We start from the raw sequence: 14,595 nt of genomic DNA, 5'->3' as shown, positions 1-14,595 counted from the left end.
CCGGCCGGGACATGACCGGGCCCAGTTCGCGACGGCCAAGTGGTGGATGGCGGCTATTTGCCCTTGGTCGCGCGCATCACCGTTGGGCGCGGTGATTTCGGCGAGGGGACGAAGGCCATCGTCTCCCGCGTCGTGGGATTCGAGACGTTGCGATCACCGTTCGGATACATCGAGGCGTATGCTGCCGGCTCCTGCGACTGCCATTGCCACTGCGCGAACGCGGGCGTCGCGAGCGTGGTCGAGATGGCGATACCGGCAATGAACAGCCTGGACTTGATCATGATATCTCTCCTGCCTGGGCGACCGCATCATCGTGTGGCCGACATGGATAGAGAGCGGAGTTTGCGGCTCGGCATTCCCAGCCAGTCATCACGATCCGGCGAAGCGGCCGTGAGTTCAGCTCGTAACCCGCATGGAGGGAGTTACGACAGCTGAGGGCGATGAATGGGGAGAGGAGACTCTGAATCCATCCTACTGCTTCGCGCTACGATTAATCTTTCCCGGCTTGAACAGATCGAGGTCGATGGCCTGTCCCATCGCCAGATATCCGGTGCGGTTGGGATGAAGCTTGTCGCCGGCACCACCAGTCGTGCTTTCGGGAACGAACTCCGGCTTGAGGCCACCCGAGGCCGGATCGAGCGTCGCCCGATCAAAATCGATCACACCGTCGAATGTCCCCGAGCTACGGATGAATGCGTTGAGCGCCTTGCGCTTGTCATCCTGCTCGGGAAAACCATGTGCCGCGCTGGTGCTACCCAATGCCGAAACGACGGTGGCGCCGATGATCCGGGCTTGCGGCCATTTCGCACGTAGCCTCGCGACGCCATCCTTCATCGCGGCGATGACTTGGTCGGTGGTAAAATTGCCGTTCTTGCTGAAATCGTTGATACCTTCCAGCCAGATCAGGCTCGATATGCCGGACAGCGACAGCACGTCACGCTCGAGCCGCTGGCCAGAAGCGGGGCCGCCCGCGTACGGTTTGTCGGGACCATATTCGGCCGGGCCTGCGATTTGGTTGCCACCGATGCCGCCATTCACTACGGCAACCTTGTTGCCGTAGACCGCCTTCAGGCGACGCGACAGCACGTTGGGCCAGCGATCGTCGCCATTCATGGTTGAGGCGGTCCCGTCGGTAATCGAATCGCCAAACGCCATGATGGCGAAGGCATCGGCAGGCGCAGTCATCTCGACCGCATCGAGGAAGAACCACGACGCGGTCGCATAGGGGAAGGAAGCTTCGTCTTCCAGGGCGCCCTTCGCGCCGGCGGCGGGCGCACTGACATAGGAGGTGGTCAGCGCTTTGGCGTGCCAGGTCATCGGACCGCTCTGGCCGGCGACATGAAAACTGACCGCAAGCCGGCGGCCGGCGAGGTCATCAGGCCGCTTTGCAAACGGCAGCGCGATCGCATCGCTCCAGACCGAATTCCCCGGCGACACCGTAATGGAAGGCGTGCCGGCGAACGTAACCGGAATGTTGGAGCCGCGGATCAACGCGGCACTGCCCGACTGCAGGCCGACGTAAACGCCGTCAAACGTGACGGGTTTGGTGCCGAAGGCGTTGCTGAGCCGGATGCGGGCCTGACGGCCCCAGATATCCGGCCGCACGATCAGGCGAAAGGTCTGGTCCCGCGCACCGGCCGCAGGCTCGGGAAACGCGAATTTCTGTTCGGGCTGGGCTGACGGATTGCCGACGGGGTATGGGCCCTGAACCGCGCCCGTCCAGGACACCACCCAATGTTCGCTATCCTTGGCGGTTGCGGTCTGAAGCGAGGCAACGAGCAGCGATGCTGCCACGAGACAATTCAACGCGCGCATTGTTTCCCCCGAACCCCAGATAATTTCGCCGCGACCTTAGAGCCGTCAGTTGGTCTTCAATAGGACGGCAGAACGCTACCTGTCCAGACGCGCTGACGCACTCCTCGCCCGACGCAGGAGAGAACCTCGCAGGTTGCGTCACCGGCGCCGACAAGAAGCTCTTCGCAGAAGCGATCTGTTCACAGTTTCGAACGCATCAGACGGACCGAGCTGTCCGCCCGGCAGGTTTATGAATTCACGACCTAATACAGCGGCGGGATCTGGCCGACCTTGACCGGGCCGAGCAGCACGGCGCCGTCGACGAACTTCAGCGGGAAGCTGCGAGCCTTCTTGCCTTCCAGCGTGCTCTCGGTGCCGATCGAATTGATGCCGGCGGCAACGCCGGCATTGGCGTTCTGCTTGATGACCTTGCCGAGGCCGGGAACGGCACGGTCGAGCGCACCGAACAGATTGTTGAGGTCCTGCGACTTCACGCCGGGCGCGACGCGATCGAGGGTCGCCTGCGGCACCCCCTCCTGCAGCATCTTCTCGATGCCGAGCGCGGGGATCACGCGCTCCAGGCCCGTCACGGTCATCTGCAATTCGCCATCGAGGCGGCCGTTTGCCGAGAGCCCGAGCGTGCCGGCCGCAACCGCGATCATCTCGCCCTGCTGGATGCGGGACTGCACGATCTCGATATGGCCGCCGGCGGCCTGGATCTCGCGGAAGCGCTGCGGCCACGGCTTTGGCGTGAGATCGGACAGTCCGGTGATCTTCGCCCGCGTGTCGGCCTCGAACGGCTCGGCGAGCAGCGGATGAACGCCCTGGACGCTGCCCTGCGCGATCTGGAGCACGGTCTCGATCACGGGATGATCGGACGGAGATCCATCCGCAAGGCGTCCATGCAGCTCGACCTGTTTTGCGCGCGCGAGCGGCACCTGCATGCTGCCGTCGACACGATTGACGGTCGGCTCCTCGAACACGATGGAAGCGCGCTCCGGCACGGCGGGCAGGCCGACCACACTGCTGCGACCCTTGCTCCAGTTCACCACGAAGGTGCTCTGCGTGACGCCGTCAGTGAGCGTCGCGGGTGCGGTAAATTCGGCGATGACGCGCTTGGGATCGTAGACTTGGGCGACGACCAGGATGTTGTCGAGCTTCGCCGTGAACGGCGTCTTGCTGGCGTTCTGCGACACCAGGGCGACGCTGGCGCCCGAACACCGGACCTCGAAGCGGAAGGGGAAGCCCGCGATCGAGCGCTTGGCGCAATCATAGACGCGGCCGGATTTGGCCTCCTGCGCGCGCCAGGCATCGGCGGCGATTTCGGCCTGCGACGCCGCATAGAACCAGAAGCAGCTCCACGCCACCGCGAGGATCAGGAGGATGACAGGGGCGATGAAAAGGCCCCAGCGGGAGCGCCGGCGTGCGGCAACGGTCATATCGGACATGCGGCGACCCTTTGACCCCTGATTTTGTCAAATGTAAGCGAGGTTGGCGTGCTCCGAAAGGCGGAGAATTCGCTTCGCTTGGGAGCGCGGTTCTGGTAGCCGTGCCCGAAATGTCGGAAATCACCCTCCCCTCCGTCACCACAGCCAAAGGCGACCTCTGGGTGTTCGGCTACGGCTCGCTGATGTGGCGGCCGGGTTTCGAATTCGAGGAGCGCGTCCCCGCGCGGCTGGTCGGCGAGCACCGCGCGCTCTGTGTCTATTCCTTCGTCCACCGTGGCACGCCGGAGAAGCCGGGTCTGGTGCTCGGCCTCGACCGCGGCGGCGCCTGCCGCGGCATCGCCTTCCGCGTCGCCGAAAAGAACCGCGCCGACGTCGTCGCCTATCTGCGCGCGCGCGAGCAGGTGACGTCGGTCTATCGCGAAGTCATGCGCTCGGTGTGGCTGGAGAACGATGCGCGGCAGCGCGTCTCCGCGCTCGCCTATGTCGTCGACCGCGGCCATGTGCAATATGCCGGTCGGCTGTCGCTCACCGACCAGCATCGCCACGTGCTCCAGGGCCACGGCCAGTCCGGCGCCAACCGCGACTACGTGACTGCGACGGTGAAGGCGATCGAGGCCGAAGGCTTTCGCGATGCGCAGCTGCATCAGCTTGCCATGATGCTGCATGGTGATGCGCATTCTCCGCACGCGCCGGCTCCGGCGGACGATCGGGAAAACCGCTAGCTCTCCAACGGCGCATAGCTCGGCGCCGAGCCGATCAGCTGCTCCTGCTCCTTGCGGCCCGCTTCGACGAGGCGACCGGTCGCGTCTTCGATCACCGTTTGCACACGGGAGAGATACTCGTCCTTGGGCAAGCCCGGCGGCAGCGGATCGAGGAATTCCACCACCAGCGTGCCGGGATAGCGCATGAAGGTGCGGCGCGGCCAGAACAGGCCGGAATTGAGCGCGATCGGCAGGCACGGCGCGCCGCAGGACGAATAGATCTGCGCGAAGCCGCTCTTGTAGTCCGGTGGCGCGCCCGGGGCGCGGCGCGTGCCTTCGGGAAAGATCACGAGCTGCCCGCCGCTGCGCACCGCCTCCCGCGCCCGCCGCGTCATGTCCAGCAGCGCCTTGACGCCGGCATTGCGGTCGATCGCGATCATCCCGGTCTTGACCAGGAACTGGCCGAACACCGGGATCTGCATGAGCTGACGCTTGAGGATGAAAATCGGACGGTCGAAGAAGCCCGGCAAGACGAACGTCTCCCAGAACGACTGGTGCTTCGCCACAACGACCAATGGTCCCCTCGGGATCTTTTCGAGGCCGCGGAATTCCACCTTGATGTTGCAGACAGCCCGCATCAGAAACAGCGTCGCCTTTGCCCACCATTGCGCGACCGTGAGCATGGCGCGCGGCGGCAATGCGAAGGTCGGCAGCGCCACGATCGCGAGGCACACCAGCACGGTGTAGAACAGCACGTTGAACACGAGCGATCGCAGGAAAATCAAGAACATCGAGGATCCGATCAATTGCCGATCAGTTGCCGATCAATTGGCCTGTGCGGTGGCGGGCCGCTTCGCCTGCAGCCCGGAAGGCTGCTCCGACATCTCGGGCGAAAGGTCAATCCCGAAATCCTCCAGCCGCACCCTGACCTCCGCCGCGATATACTTGACATATTCCGACAGCAGCAGCCGCAAAGTGGACGCCGAGGTCCACCACGGCTCGTCGCGCCATTTGTCGCCGACCACCACGAACGGGATCAGTGTCGCCTCCGGCATCGCATGCGAGAATTCCACCAGCGCGCGCGGCATATGATAGTTCGAGGTGACCACGATCAGCGATTTGAAGCCGCGTCCCGCGGCCCAGCGCCGCGCTTCCGCGGCATTGCCGCGGGTCGAGACCGCGGTGCGGTCGAGATCGACGCAGCAACGCATGAAAGACTGGTTCTCCGGCAGCGTCCGGGAGATGTCGCTCGCCGTCGAGGTCGGGTGTACGCCGGAGATCAGGAGCCTCCTGCCGTAGCCGGCAGCGAGCAGCTCCATCGCATCCGACACCCGCGAGGAGCCGCCGGTGAGCACCACGATGCCGTCCGCCTCGCGGTCCGGCGCGATCTCGGCGCCGCGCAATTGCGACAGAAACGCAATAAAGCCCGCCGCCGCGCCGACGAAGGCGAGCGCAATCGTCGACATCACGGCCGCGCGCAGCCACCCGCGCGGCAGTTTCGGCGATCGATCGGCGGTCGGCGCGCTCATGCGATGTCGGTGATCCCTTCCCAGAGGTGATTTTAGGACGTTTTGAGGCGAAGTGGAGTCCGGTTTGTCGGCCTCAAACTATGTGGCGAAGCGCTGGGGCCGCGAACCAGATTTCCCCTCTCCCCTTGTGGGAGAGGGTGGCTCGCCGCGATAGCGGCGAGACGGGTGAGGGGTATGTCTCCGCGAACTCGCCTCGACGTTCGTGCACGTGGATAGAACCCCTCATCCGGCGCTTCGCGCCACCTTCTCCCACAAGGAGAGAAGGAAGAAAACCATCTCAATCGACATCATTCAGCGTCGCGAACAGCGTCTGGCGCGAGGCGACCGCGGTGATGGCGCCGATCAGCACGGCCTGCACCGCGAGCACGATGTAGCCGGATGGCCGCAGCGAGAAGGTGCCGAGCAGCGCGGCGAACTGGTCGCCGACGGGAGTGCCCGAAAACCAGCCTGCAATCGACTCGGAGAAGCCGAACACCAGCATGGCGGCGCCGCCGCCGATCACGCCGCCCTCCAGCCCCAGCCTGAGGAAATGACGCAGGAAGCGGTTGGCGATGTAGCGGTCGCCGGCGCCGACGAAATGCAGCACCTCGACGATCGGACGGTTCGCCGCCATGGCGCCGCGGGTTGCGAACGACACCGAGATGATGGTGGCGACGATGACGAGCGCGAGGATGCCGAGACCGGCGAGCACGGTGGCGTTGGTCATCGAGCGCATGCGCTCGATCCAGGCGCGGTGATCGTCGACGCTGGCGCTTGGCGCCACCTGGGTCACGCGGGCGCGCAAGGCGCCGAGATCGAGCGCCGTGCCGGGCTGCACGCGCGCGATGATCATGCGCGGGACCGGCAGATCGTCCATCGACAGCCCGGTGCCGAGCCAGGGCTCGAGTAGCTTGCCGCTCTCGTCCTTCGTGAACGGCTTGACCTCGACGATGCCGGCTTGCGCGCGCATGGCCTCGGTCACCGCCGCGGTGTCGCGTTCGAGATCGCGGCCCGTCTGCGGCCGGACCTGAATGGTGATCTCGCTCGCGACATCCGACTGCCATTCGGCGGCGGAGGCGCTCACCAGCAGCACCGTGCCGGTCGTCATCGAGGCCAGGAAGGTCATGATGGCGACAACGGCGACCAGCGCGCGGCCGTGGATCGAGGCGCGCGGCACGATCGGCGACAGATTGCGCGCCCGGGCCGGAAGCGGCGGCCCCTCCTGCCCGAGATCGACCAGCACGCCGCGCTCGTCGGGCCTATTCATAGACGTGCAGCCGTCCCTGGTGCAGCACGAAGCGTCGCGCCTCGTACTGGTCCATCAGGGCGATATCGTGGGTGGCGATGATGACGGCGGTGCCTGACTTGTTGAGCTCGATGAACAGCCGCAGCAGGCGGCGGCCGAGCGTCGGATCGACGCTGCCGGTTGGCTCGTCGGCCAGCAGCAGCTGCGGCCGCGAGATCACGGCGCGCGCGATTGCCGCGCGCTGCTTTTCGCCGCCGGACAGGATCGGCGGCAGCGCGTCCATGCGCTCGCCGAGCCCAACCCATTTCAGGAGATCGATGACCTCCTTGCGGTAGCTCGATTCGCTGCGGCCCATCACGCGGAACGGCAGCGCCACGTTTTCATAGGTCGTCATGTGATCGAGCAGGCGGAAATCCTGGAGCACGATGCCGATGCGCTTGCGCAAGTCTGCGATCTCGTCCTTGCCGAGCTGCGAGATGTCGTGACCGAACAAGTTGACGAGCCCCCGCGTCGGGCGATGCGAGAGGAACAACAGGCGCAGCAACGAGGTCTTGCCGGCGCCGGACGGGCCGGTGAGGAACTGGAAGGAATGCGCCGGGATCTGGAAGTTGAGGTCGCGCAGGACCTCGGGCCCCAGGCCGTAACGCAATCCGACATTTTCGAACCGAACCAAGCTCAGCTCCGTTCGAGAGAGGCCGCGGGCCGCACGGCTGTGCTCCGCCACACGCGATCCGCGGGTTTTGCGGCCGTTATGGTTTCCGGTTCGTTAACGGTCGTCCTGTAGCATAATTGGTAGCATCTTTCCGTCTCGGTTCTCCACGACCGTGTCACGGTCAAGACTTGTCCATGCATCAAGGCTCGTCCATGCGTATCGTCTGCCCTCATTGTACGACATCCTACGCCATCAAGCCCGCGAGCCTTGGGGCGAACGGGCGGACCGTGCGCTGTTCCCGTTGCAAGGAAACCTGGGTCGCCCAGGCCGAGGATGCCATCGAGGAGGCATCTGTGCCGGCCATGGCCGCGGCCAGCCGGGCCGACGACCAGGCCGATCTCGCCGAGCAATGGAACTCCTATGCCCAGGACGACGGAGCCGCTGACGCGCCTGTCGTTGACAGCCCCTCGATCGCCAGCGACTGGCCGGACCAGGAAGCCGCCGACACCGAGGACGAATGGTCCGCGGCCGCCCGATCCGTTGAGGAGGAAGTCGGCGGCGAACAGCACCAGTCCTGGTTCCGTGGCCTGTTCGGCCGTCGCCGCGGCGCGCGAGTGCGCCGTCCGGTGGCCACGGCGGCCCCGCGAAAATCCCATTTCGGCCTGCCGACCGCCTGCGCCGCCATGGGCGCGCTGGTCCTGGCGCTGGTGATCTGGCGCGGCGACATGGTGCGGCTGCTGCCGCAGACGGCAGCCTTCTACAGGATGGTTGGCCTCGAAGTTAACCTGCGCGCACTCGCCTTCAAGGACGTCAAGCTCTCCAGCGAGACAGTAGACGGTAAGCAGGTGCTGGTGATCGAGGGCGTGATCGTGGGACAGGGCAAGAAGCCGCTCGACATTCCCCGCTTGCGCTTCGCAGTGCGCGACGCGCAAGGCGCGGAAATCTACGCCTGGAACGCCGTTCTGGAACAGACCGTGCTACAGCCCGGCGAGCGCGCCTTCTTCCGCTCGCGCCTGGCCTCGCCGCCGCCGGAGGGCCGCAATATCGACGTTCGCTTCTTCAACCGGCGCGACATCGCCGGCGGCAGCGTATAATCGATTTCGCAGGTCTCGCAGGCAAAGTTGGTGGCGAGATTGATCCCAAGGTTGGTCTCATGTCCAAGATCCTGATCGCCGACGACGAGGATTCGATGCGCCAGCTGGTGGCGCGCGCCATCGCCATGGACGGCCACGAGATCGTCACCGCGCAAGACGGCGCCGAGGCGCTGGAGATCCTCACGCGCGCGGACGGCAGGTTCGACCTGCTGCTCACCGACATCCAGATGCCGGTGATGGACGGCATCGCGCTGGCGCTTTCCGTCGCACGCGATTTCCCCGATTTGACCATTCTGCTGATGACCGGCTTTGCCGACCAGCGCGAGCGCGCCTCGAACCTCAATGCGCTGGTGCATGACGTCGTGACCAAGCCGTTCTCGGTCGCCGACATCCGCACGGCGGTGGCGGACGCGCTGGCGGCGAAGAAGGGGTAGCGGCGTCGGGGCGCCACGTATTCCGCTGTCATGCCCCGGCTTGACCGGGGCATCCAGTACGCCGCAGCCTCTCGATTGAATCACAACCGTCTCGGAGTACTGGATCGCCCGGTCAAGCCGGGCGATGACAGAGAACTCAAAAATCCTTCAGCAGCCGCTCGATGTAATCGAGCTCGATCTGCGGGCGCGAGCTGTCCCCCAAGCGGCGGCGGAGCTCCTCGAGGATGCGGCGGACGCGCTGGGCGTCGATCTCGCCGGGGATCTTGACCGTGTAGTCGTCGCTCAGATCGCGGCCGTGAAGTGGGCGACCGAGCGGATCGGTCTGATTGCCGCCGCTCTGCTGACGGCCGGGCCGGTTGCCGGGGCCATCGCCCTGCCCGTCGCCATCGCCCTGCTGCATCGCCTCGGCCATCTTCTGCGCGCCCTTGCGCAAGGCCTCGAGAGCTTTCCCCTGCGAGTCCACGGCACCATCCGAATTGCCTTCGCCGAGCTGCGAGCCGGCATCGCCCATGGCCCCGTCGGCGGCGTCCAGACTGCCGTCGTCATCGCCCTGGTCACCGTCCTGATCGCCATCCTGGCCCGGTTGTCCCTGCTCGCCCTGCTGACCTTTTTGCCCCTTCTGGCCCTGGCTCTTCTGGCCCTTTTGCCCCTTCTGCGTGAGGCCGCGCTTGGCGAGCTCGTCCTGCAGCTTCTTCAGGCGGTCGCGCAGCGACTGCTGATCCTGCTGGAGATCCGACATCGACTGGTCGCCCTGCTGCTTGCCGCGCGAGCGCTCACGCCGGGAATCCTGTCCCTGCTTGAAAGTCTTGTCGCGCAATTGCTGCTGCTTGCGGATCATGTCGCTGAGCTCGTTGAGCGCCTGCTCCATGTCGCTGTCGCCGGATTGCCCGGGCTGCGCCATCTGGAGGTTTTCCATGATCTGCGCGAGCTGCTCGAGCAGGCGCTGGGCCGCCTCGCGATTGCCTTCCTTCGCGGCCTTCTCGATCTGCTTCAACAGCTCGTCGAGATCGCGCTGCGTGATGACGGAACGATCGCGATTGGAGGATTGGCTCTTTTCCGTCGCGCGCTTGTAGTCCTCGAGCTTCTGAATCGCATCGGATTGATTGTTCAGGCTCCGTCCGGACTCCTTTTGCCTGAGGCTGTCGCCGGACTCCTGCATCGCCTTTTCCGCGCTATCGAGCAGCGCATCGGGATCCTGGTCCTGCTGGGCCGAGACGGCAGCGGGGAAGCCTCCCAGGAGGAGGGCAAGACAGGCGATCGAGATCGCCTTCACGACTGGCACGCGCGCTAGCTTCCGCATTTCCGGTCCCGCGTAAACTGATTGGCGCCGTCCTCGCCCCCCTTCGCCCGGCTGTTCGCCGACTTCCGATAGGCCTGCAGCTGCTGGCGCAAGACGTCCTGCTGCTGCGCCAGCTCTTCGAGCTGCTCGGGCTTGGCATGCTGGGTCTTCTGTCGCAGCTCGACCGCCTTGTCGAGGATGAGCTGAACCTCTGCCGGGAAAGGCTGCCGGGGTCCAAGCGGATTCTGCTCGGCGCGCCGGGCGAGATCGCGCACCTTGCCGGCCATCGCCTCGCGAAGCTTTTGCGTCAGCGCTTTGATCTCGTCCTCGCTGGCGCCGCGTTCCAGCGCCCGCTTGAGCGCGTCCTGAGCCGAGCGCAGCGCGGCGTTGACGCTGCCGGCGACACCGTCGTCCTCGATGGTGACCGCGAACGCCCACATGCTTCCCACTACATCGCGCAGCGCGTCGTCAGTGCGGGCGGCTTCCAGCTGCAGCGCCAGACTGCGCAGGCCGAGATAGCAGCCCGCATCCGGCGTGAACAATTCGGGTGCGATCATCAGCGCGTCGAGCGCGGCGTAGACATCCGAATTCTTGTTGGCGTCGAGCGCCAGGATGCGGCGCTGCTCGACCAGCGCGCGCGCGAGCGAGTTGGTGAACAGCCGCTCGGGCAGGCGCATGTTGAAGGGCTCGCTCTTGGCCTCGTTGCCGGCCTCGTCCTTGGCGGTGAGGGTCAGCGTGACATCGGCACCGGCATAGGGATCCTCGCTGAGGTCCTTCACCGTCTGACCGACGCCGTTGCGGGTGCGCGCATTCGGCAGCACGAGCGGGAATTGCGGCGGCTGGAATAGCGGCCGCGCGGCGGCCTTGGTGTCGGCCTCCTTGCTGCCATCCTTGACACCATCTTTGGTATCGGCGGCACGCAGGCCGATTTGCGCATCGGCGCCGGTGACGCCGTAATCGTCCTCGATCTTGTAGGTGAGCTGGAGTCCGCCACGGGCCTGGCGCTCGGGATCCTTGGCCAGCGCGATCGTCGGCGCGCGGTCCGGCGTTGCCGCAAACGCCCATTGCGGCTGGCCGGAGGGCGCGCGGACATGCGCGGTGCCGTCGCCGCTGATGGCAAAATGCTTCTCGTTGGTGCCCTTGGGCGCGGCTTCGGTGGGCGCTACTTCCTTGAGGCCGCCGGAGACGACAACATCAAGGCTGCCGCCGGAGGAGCGAACGATCAGGGTCGAGCCGGCGGGAACGGCAAGCGGACCGCTGGCCGGCAGCGCGGCGGCCTCCTTGTTCGCGGCCGACAGAATGACCGGCGGCTTGCCGGTGTAGAGCGGCGGCGTGACCCAGGCATCGACGCGAACATTCGTCGGGGCCAGCACGCCGTTCCAGTGGAAGGCGGCCCCGAGCCGCATCGCACGCTCGTCGCCGGCAGCGAAGAAGGTCGCAACCAGCATCACCATGACCAGCGCGCGCAGCGCCCAGGGATCATGCAGAGCGAGCCGGGGCTTCGGCAGACCGGCGCGGATGCGCTTGATCGAAGCCAGCGTGCGCTCACGCTGCGCCCGCCACAAGGCCTGCGCAACCGGGTCCTGCGAGCTCAGCGTGTCCGTCAGCGTGGTGGCCGGCCGGTGACGGATGCCGGAGCCGCGGTCGAGTCGGGCCAGCGCCTCCTCGCGGCTCGGCCAGCGGAAGCGACTCAACGGGAACAGGGTGACAATCGCGACGCCGGCGAAAACGACGAGACCGATGGCGCGGGCAATGGACGGCAGCGCCAGCCAGAGGCCGGCCCAGGACACCACCAGGAACAGACCGACGACGGTGAGAAGCCGCGCCAAATTTGGCCAGGCACGCTCCCACGCGATGGCATAAGTGGCCCGCTGCAGGGCTTGCGCCAGCTTCAGCCGCGACAGAGCGTCGCCATCGCGGATCGGGTCTGACGGGTCGGGGGTGACGCCGTTCAATCAACTCTCCAGGTTGCCCGGTAGAGAAGCGTACCACAACGGCAGCACTGAGGCATCCGTTCCTGTACGGGAGACACCCCTTTTCCCGCATAACACGAGGACGTGACTGGCCCGCCGCAACCCCGTAATTTCCGCGCCGACAGCCAAGGAAAACAAAGGAAACACCATGGACAAGAAGATGCACGACAAGGGCCTGGAAGTCCGCAAAGCAGTGTTGGGCGAGGCCTATGTCAACAACGCCCTGAAGACCGTCGACGACTTCAACCGTCCGTTCCAGGAGATGCTCAACGAATATTGCTGGGGCACGGTGTGGGGCCGCGAGGAGCTGCCGCGCAAGACCCGCAGCATGCTCAACATCGCGATGATCGCGATCCTCAATCGTCAGCACGAATTCCGCGCGCATCTGAAGGGTGCACTCACCAACGGCGTCAGCCGCGACGAGATCCGCGAGATCCTGATGCAGGTCGCAATCTATGGCGGCATGCCGGCCGCGGTTGACAGTTTTCGAATCGCGCGCGAGGTGTTCGCGGAGATCGACGGCAAGGCGTGAGGGGTGCCGGCGTGAAGGACGGGGACGCGACGTCCCCATGTCGTCCTGGCGAAAGCCGGACCCATAGCCACTGGCAGGTGTGGTTACGGGCACTCGGAGTTGCCACTTCGCGCCAAAACGTCTCCCTGGGGTAATGGGTCCTGGCTTTCGCCAGGAAGACACCGAGGATGGATACGGGCCGATCAACAACAACGAATAATCACCACAAGGAAACACCATGGACATCGGATTCATCGGCCTCGGAAATATGGGTTTCCCGATGGCACGGCGGCTGATCGAGGCCGGCCACCGGCTCGTCGTATTCGACACGCGCCAGGAGGTCGTCGACAAGCTGGTGGCGCGCGGCGCCACTGCGGCGACGTCGCCGAAGGACGTCGCCGACCAGGTCGAGACCGTCATGGCGAGCCTGCCTTCGCTGCAGGCTTCGCTCGCGGTTGCGACGGGGCCGAACGGCGTGATCGAGGGAAGCCGCGTCAAACGCTTCGTCGATCTCTCCACCGTCGGCTCAGCGATGGCGGTGAAGATTCACGGCCTGCTCGCCAAGCATGACATCGTGCAGATCGATTGCCCAGTTTCCGGCGGCGTCGGCGGCGCCGAGAAAGGCACTCTCGCGGTAATGGTCTCGGGGCCGAAGACCGAGTTCGAGCTGCTCAAGCCCGCGCTCGACGTCATCGGGAAAGTGTTCTTCATTGGCGAGAAGCCCGGCGCGGCGCAGACCATGAAGCTCGCCAACAACTTCTTGTCGGCCACCGCGATCGTGGCGACCTCGGAAGCGGTGGTGATGGGCGTCAAGGCGGGGCTCGATCCCGCCGTGATGATCGACGTCATCAATGCCGGCTCCGGCATGAACACCGCGAGCCGCGACAAGTTTCCGCGCTCGGTGCTGCCGCGCAGCTTCGACTTCGGCTTCGCCACGGGATTGATGGTGAAGGACGTGCGGCTGGCGCTGGAGGAGATGAAGCAGCTCGGCCTGTCGATGGAGGTCGCGGAGGCGGTCTGCCGGTTGTGGGAGACGGTCATCAGCACGGAAGGCGCCGAGTCCGATTTCACCGCGGCGATCAAGCCGATCGAGAAGAGGGCGGGCGTTGTGGTGGGCGGCAGGCCACCCGGCTAGCGCCAACACGACAGCGCAGCGCCGACGACCGGCGCTGCGCTGTCCTCCTTGGATCGATCTGCTACGAGCGGCGTCTGCCAAGTTCCGGAAGGTCGATCGGCTGCTCCAGTTGCAGGGAGGCCGAGCCCCCGCTGCATTTGATATACTTCTCGTCGCACCTGCGCATGCACCGTCTCTCGCTCGAGCATTTCGCAGAGGTATTGTTGCAGCTGACCCACGTAATGTCGCACCGTGTGACCCGGGCCGACGCGACGCCGGAGAGTCCGAGCACGAAGGCCACGCTGCAAGCTACGAAAAGCATGCGAAGCAGGCCGGCGCCGGCGAGTGAATCGTTCATTCGATCTCCTGTGTTGGCCGGGCACGTCTGCGCCTGCGGCCGGGTTTTTGACGAAGACGCAGTTCAAGCCTTGGCGAGATAGGGGATCGTGCCGGCCAAGTCCGTATCGTCGATCAACTGGAAGCGGCTCTCGCTGCCGCCCCTGCGCGCTGCCGCGAATCGGCCGTAGGCGGGATCAGTAACGAAGGACTCCGCCGCTTTCGCCGTGGGAAAAGACATGATCGCGATCAGCGATGTGTCGAGAGGGGCACCTTCAAGAGTTTTCACATTGCCGCTGCGGGAAAGATACTTGCCGCCATGCTTGTGCACCAGCTCGTGGACGGACGCGGCGTAGTCCGGCACCCACTTTCCGTCAGTCACTTTGATGTCCGCGATCAGATACGCTGTCATGTCGTGTCTCCTGGCTCGAGTTCAGCTCCGCGTTGAAGGGCGGGCATCACTTGGTGCCAGAACACGGCGCGGACTTGCCAGTACGGGAACTGT

General features: G+C 65.4%; 15 protein-coding genes. 5 read left to right on the top strand and 10 right to left on the bottom strand.

What is annotated here, in order from left to right:
* Positions 1-53: 53 nt before the first annotated feature.
* The 3 genes from BcanWU425_RS05770 to BcanWU425_RS05760 all read right to left on the bottom strand — a co-directional run bounded on the left by BcanWU425_RS05770 (position 54) and on the right by BcanWU425_RS05760 (position 3,242).
* Positions 54-281 carry a hypothetical protein gene (locus BcanWU425_RS05770; protein ID WP_204512470.1) on the bottom strand — a complete coding sequence of 76 codons (228 nt, stop codon included), beginning with the start codon at positions 279-281 and terminating at the stop codon, positions 54-56.
* A gap of 190 nt (positions 282-471) precedes the next feature.
* A complete protein-coding gene (locus BcanWU425_RS05765) occupies positions 472-1,815 on the bottom strand; it encodes a GDSL-type esterase/lipase family protein (RefSeq protein WP_204512471.1) in 1,344 nt (447 codons plus the stop codon).
* A gap of 242 nt (positions 1,816-2,057) precedes the next feature.
* Positions 2,058-3,242, bottom strand: a complete 1,185-nt coding sequence (locus tag BcanWU425_RS05760; RefSeq protein ID WP_018453259.1) for a DUF2125 domain-containing protein — start codon at positions 3,240-3,242, stop codon at positions 2,058-2,060.
* Between the two features lie 110 nt (positions 3,243-3,352).
* Between BcanWU425_RS05760 and BcanWU425_RS05755 the strand changes: the two genes are divergently transcribed.
* The gene (locus BcanWU425_RS05755; protein ID WP_018453258.1) at positions 3,353-3,964 is read left to right on the top strand and encodes a gamma-glutamylcyclotransferase; all 612 of its coding nucleotides are present in this window, start codon (positions 3,353-3,355) and stop codon (positions 3,962-3,964) included.
* On the opposite strand, the gene BcanWU425_RS05750 is transcribed toward BcanWU425_RS05755, so the two are convergent.
* From BcanWU425_RS05750 to ftsE, 4 genes are all read right to left on the bottom strand, one after another.
* Complete coding sequence (locus tag BcanWU425_RS05750) at positions 3,961-4,734, bottom strand: lysophospholipid acyltransferase family protein (protein WP_085361285.1); 774 nt, start codon at positions 4,732-4,734, stop codon at positions 3,961-3,963. The two genes, BcanWU425_RS05755 and BcanWU425_RS05750, sit on opposite strands and share 4 nt — an antisense overlap.
* Positions 4,735-4,767: 33 nt before the next feature.
* Entirely contained in the window at positions 4,768-5,472 is a 705-nt protein-coding gene (locus BcanWU425_RS05745; RefSeq protein WP_204512472.1) for a YdcF family protein, read from the bottom strand.
* 277 nt (positions 5,473-5,749) lie between these two features.
* A complete protein-coding gene (locus tag BcanWU425_RS05740) occupies positions 5,750-6,718 on the bottom strand; it encodes a cell division protein FtsX (RefSeq protein WP_204512473.1) in 969 nt (322 codons plus the stop codon).
* A complete protein-coding gene (gene ftsE / locus BcanWU425_RS05735) occupies positions 6,711-7,370 on the bottom strand; it encodes a cell division ATP-binding protein FtsE (protein WP_008135325.1) in 660 nt (219 codons plus the stop codon). The genes BcanWU425_RS05740 and ftsE overlap by 8 nt, the downstream gene beginning before the upstream one ends.
* A gap of 191 nt (positions 7,371-7,561) precedes the next feature.
* Between ftsE and BcanWU425_RS05730 the strand changes: the two genes are divergently transcribed.
* Positions 7,562-8,443: an MJ0042-type zinc finger domain-containing protein gene (locus BcanWU425_RS05730; protein WP_204512474.1), complete on the top strand. Its 882-nt coding sequence runs from the start codon at positions 7,562-7,564 to the stop codon at positions 8,441-8,443.
* A 59-nt stretch (positions 8,444-8,502) separates the two neighbouring features.
* Positions 8,503-8,877 (top strand): response regulator, encoded by a 375-nt coding sequence (locus BcanWU425_RS05725; protein ID WP_018453253.1) that lies wholly within the window; start codon positions 8,503-8,505, stop codon positions 8,875-8,877.
* Positions 8,878-9,013: 136 nt separating this feature from the next.
* On the opposite strand, the gene BcanWU425_RS05720 is transcribed toward BcanWU425_RS05725, so the two are convergent.
* Positions 9,014-10,177, bottom strand: a complete 1,164-nt coding sequence (locus BcanWU425_RS05720; RefSeq protein WP_085350740.1) for a DUF4175 family protein — start codon at positions 10,175-10,177, stop codon at positions 9,014-9,016.
* Entirely contained in the window at positions 10,165-12,111 is a 1,947-nt protein-coding gene (locus BcanWU425_RS05715; RefSeq protein WP_204512475.1) for a TIGR02302 family protein, read from the bottom strand. Before BcanWU425_RS05715 ends, BcanWU425_RS05720 begins: the two co-directional genes overlap by 13 nt.
* Before the next feature lie 166 nt (positions 12,112-12,277).
* Here BcanWU425_RS05715 and BcanWU425_RS05710 point away from each other — a divergent pair, with 166 nt between their 5' ends.
* Positions 12,278-12,661: a carboxymuconolactone decarboxylase family protein gene (locus tag BcanWU425_RS05710; protein WP_007597318.1), complete on the top strand. Its 384-nt coding sequence runs from the start codon at positions 12,278-12,280 to the stop codon at positions 12,659-12,661.
* Positions 12,662-12,878: 217 nt separating this feature from the next.
* On the top strand, positions 12,879-13,775 hold the full coding sequence (locus BcanWU425_RS05705; RefSeq protein WP_018453250.1) for an NAD(P)-dependent oxidoreductase: 897 nt from the start codon (positions 12,879-12,881) through the stop codon (positions 13,773-13,775).
* A 400-nt stretch (positions 13,776-14,175) separates the two neighbouring features.
* On the opposite strand, the gene BcanWU425_RS05700 is transcribed toward BcanWU425_RS05705, so the two are convergent.
* Positions 14,176-14,502, bottom strand: coding sequence for a DUF1330 domain-containing protein (locus BcanWU425_RS05700; protein WP_018453248.1), 327 nt, complete (start codon positions 14,500-14,502; stop codon positions 14,176-14,178).
* Positions 14,503-14,595 lie beyond the last annotated feature (93 nt).

The sequence above is a fragment of the Bradyrhizobium sp. WU425 genome (genome assembly GCF_021052305.1).
Lineage (GTDB): Bacteria > Pseudomonadota > Alphaproteobacteria > Rhizobiales > Xanthobacteraceae > Bradyrhizobium > Bradyrhizobium canariense_D.
Note: the sequence above shows the minus strand (reverse complement) of the source record. Positions and strands in the feature narration are given on the sequence as shown.

What these genes read in the sequence shown, in the direction of transcription:
- BcanWU425_RS05765 (WP_204512471.1), bottom strand. Translation starts at nt 1,815, where the DNA reads ATGCGCGCGTTGAATTGTCTCGTGGCAGCATCGCTGCTCGTTGCCTCG.
- BcanWU425_RS05750 (WP_085361285.1), bottom strand. Translation starts at nt 4,734, where the DNA reads ATGTTCTTGATTTTCCTGCGATCGCTCGTGTTCAACGTGCTGTTCTAC.
- BcanWU425_RS05730 (WP_204512474.1), top strand. Translation starts at nt 7,562, where the DNA reads ATGCGTATCGTCTGCCCTCATTGTACGACATCCTACGCCATCAAGCCC.
- BcanWU425_RS05720 (WP_085350740.1), bottom strand. Translation starts at nt 10,177, where the DNA reads ATGCGGAAGCTAGCGCGCGTGCCAGTCGTGAAGGCGATCTCGATCGCC.
- BcanWU425_RS05745 (WP_204512472.1), bottom strand. Translation starts at nt 5,472, where the DNA reads ATGAGCGCGCCGACCGCCGATCGATCGCCGAAACTGCCGCGCGGGTGG.
- BcanWU425_RS05760 (WP_018453259.1), bottom strand. Translation starts at nt 3,242, where the DNA reads ATGTCCGATATGACCGTTGCCGCACGCCGGCGCTCCCGCTGGGGCCTT.
- BcanWU425_RS05770 (WP_204512470.1), bottom strand. Translation starts at nt 281, where the DNA reads ATGATCAAGTCCAGGCTGTTCATTGCCGGTATCGCCATCTCGACCACG.
- BcanWU425_RS05740 (WP_204512473.1), bottom strand. Translation starts at nt 6,718, where the DNA reads ATGAATAGGCCCGACGAGCGCGGCGTGCTGGTCGATCTCGGGCAGGAG.
- BcanWU425_RS05705 (WP_018453250.1), top strand. Translation starts at nt 12,879, where the DNA reads ATGGACATCGGATTCATCGGCCTCGGAAATATGGGTTTCCCGATGGCA.
- BcanWU425_RS05725 (WP_018453253.1), top strand. Translation starts at nt 8,503, where the DNA reads ATGTCCAAGATCCTGATCGCCGACGACGAGGATTCGATGCGCCAGCTG.
- BcanWU425_RS05755 (WP_018453258.1), top strand. Translation starts at nt 3,353, where the DNA reads ATGTCGGAAATCACCCTCCCCTCCGTCACCACAGCCAAAGGCGACCTC.
- BcanWU425_RS05700 (WP_018453248.1), bottom strand. Translation starts at nt 14,502, where the DNA reads ATGACAGCGTATCTGATCGCGGACATCAAAGTGACTGACGGAAAGTGG.
- BcanWU425_RS05710 (WP_007597318.1), top strand. Translation starts at nt 12,278, where the DNA reads ATGGACAAGAAGATGCACGACAAGGGCCTGGAAGTCCGCAAAGCAGTG.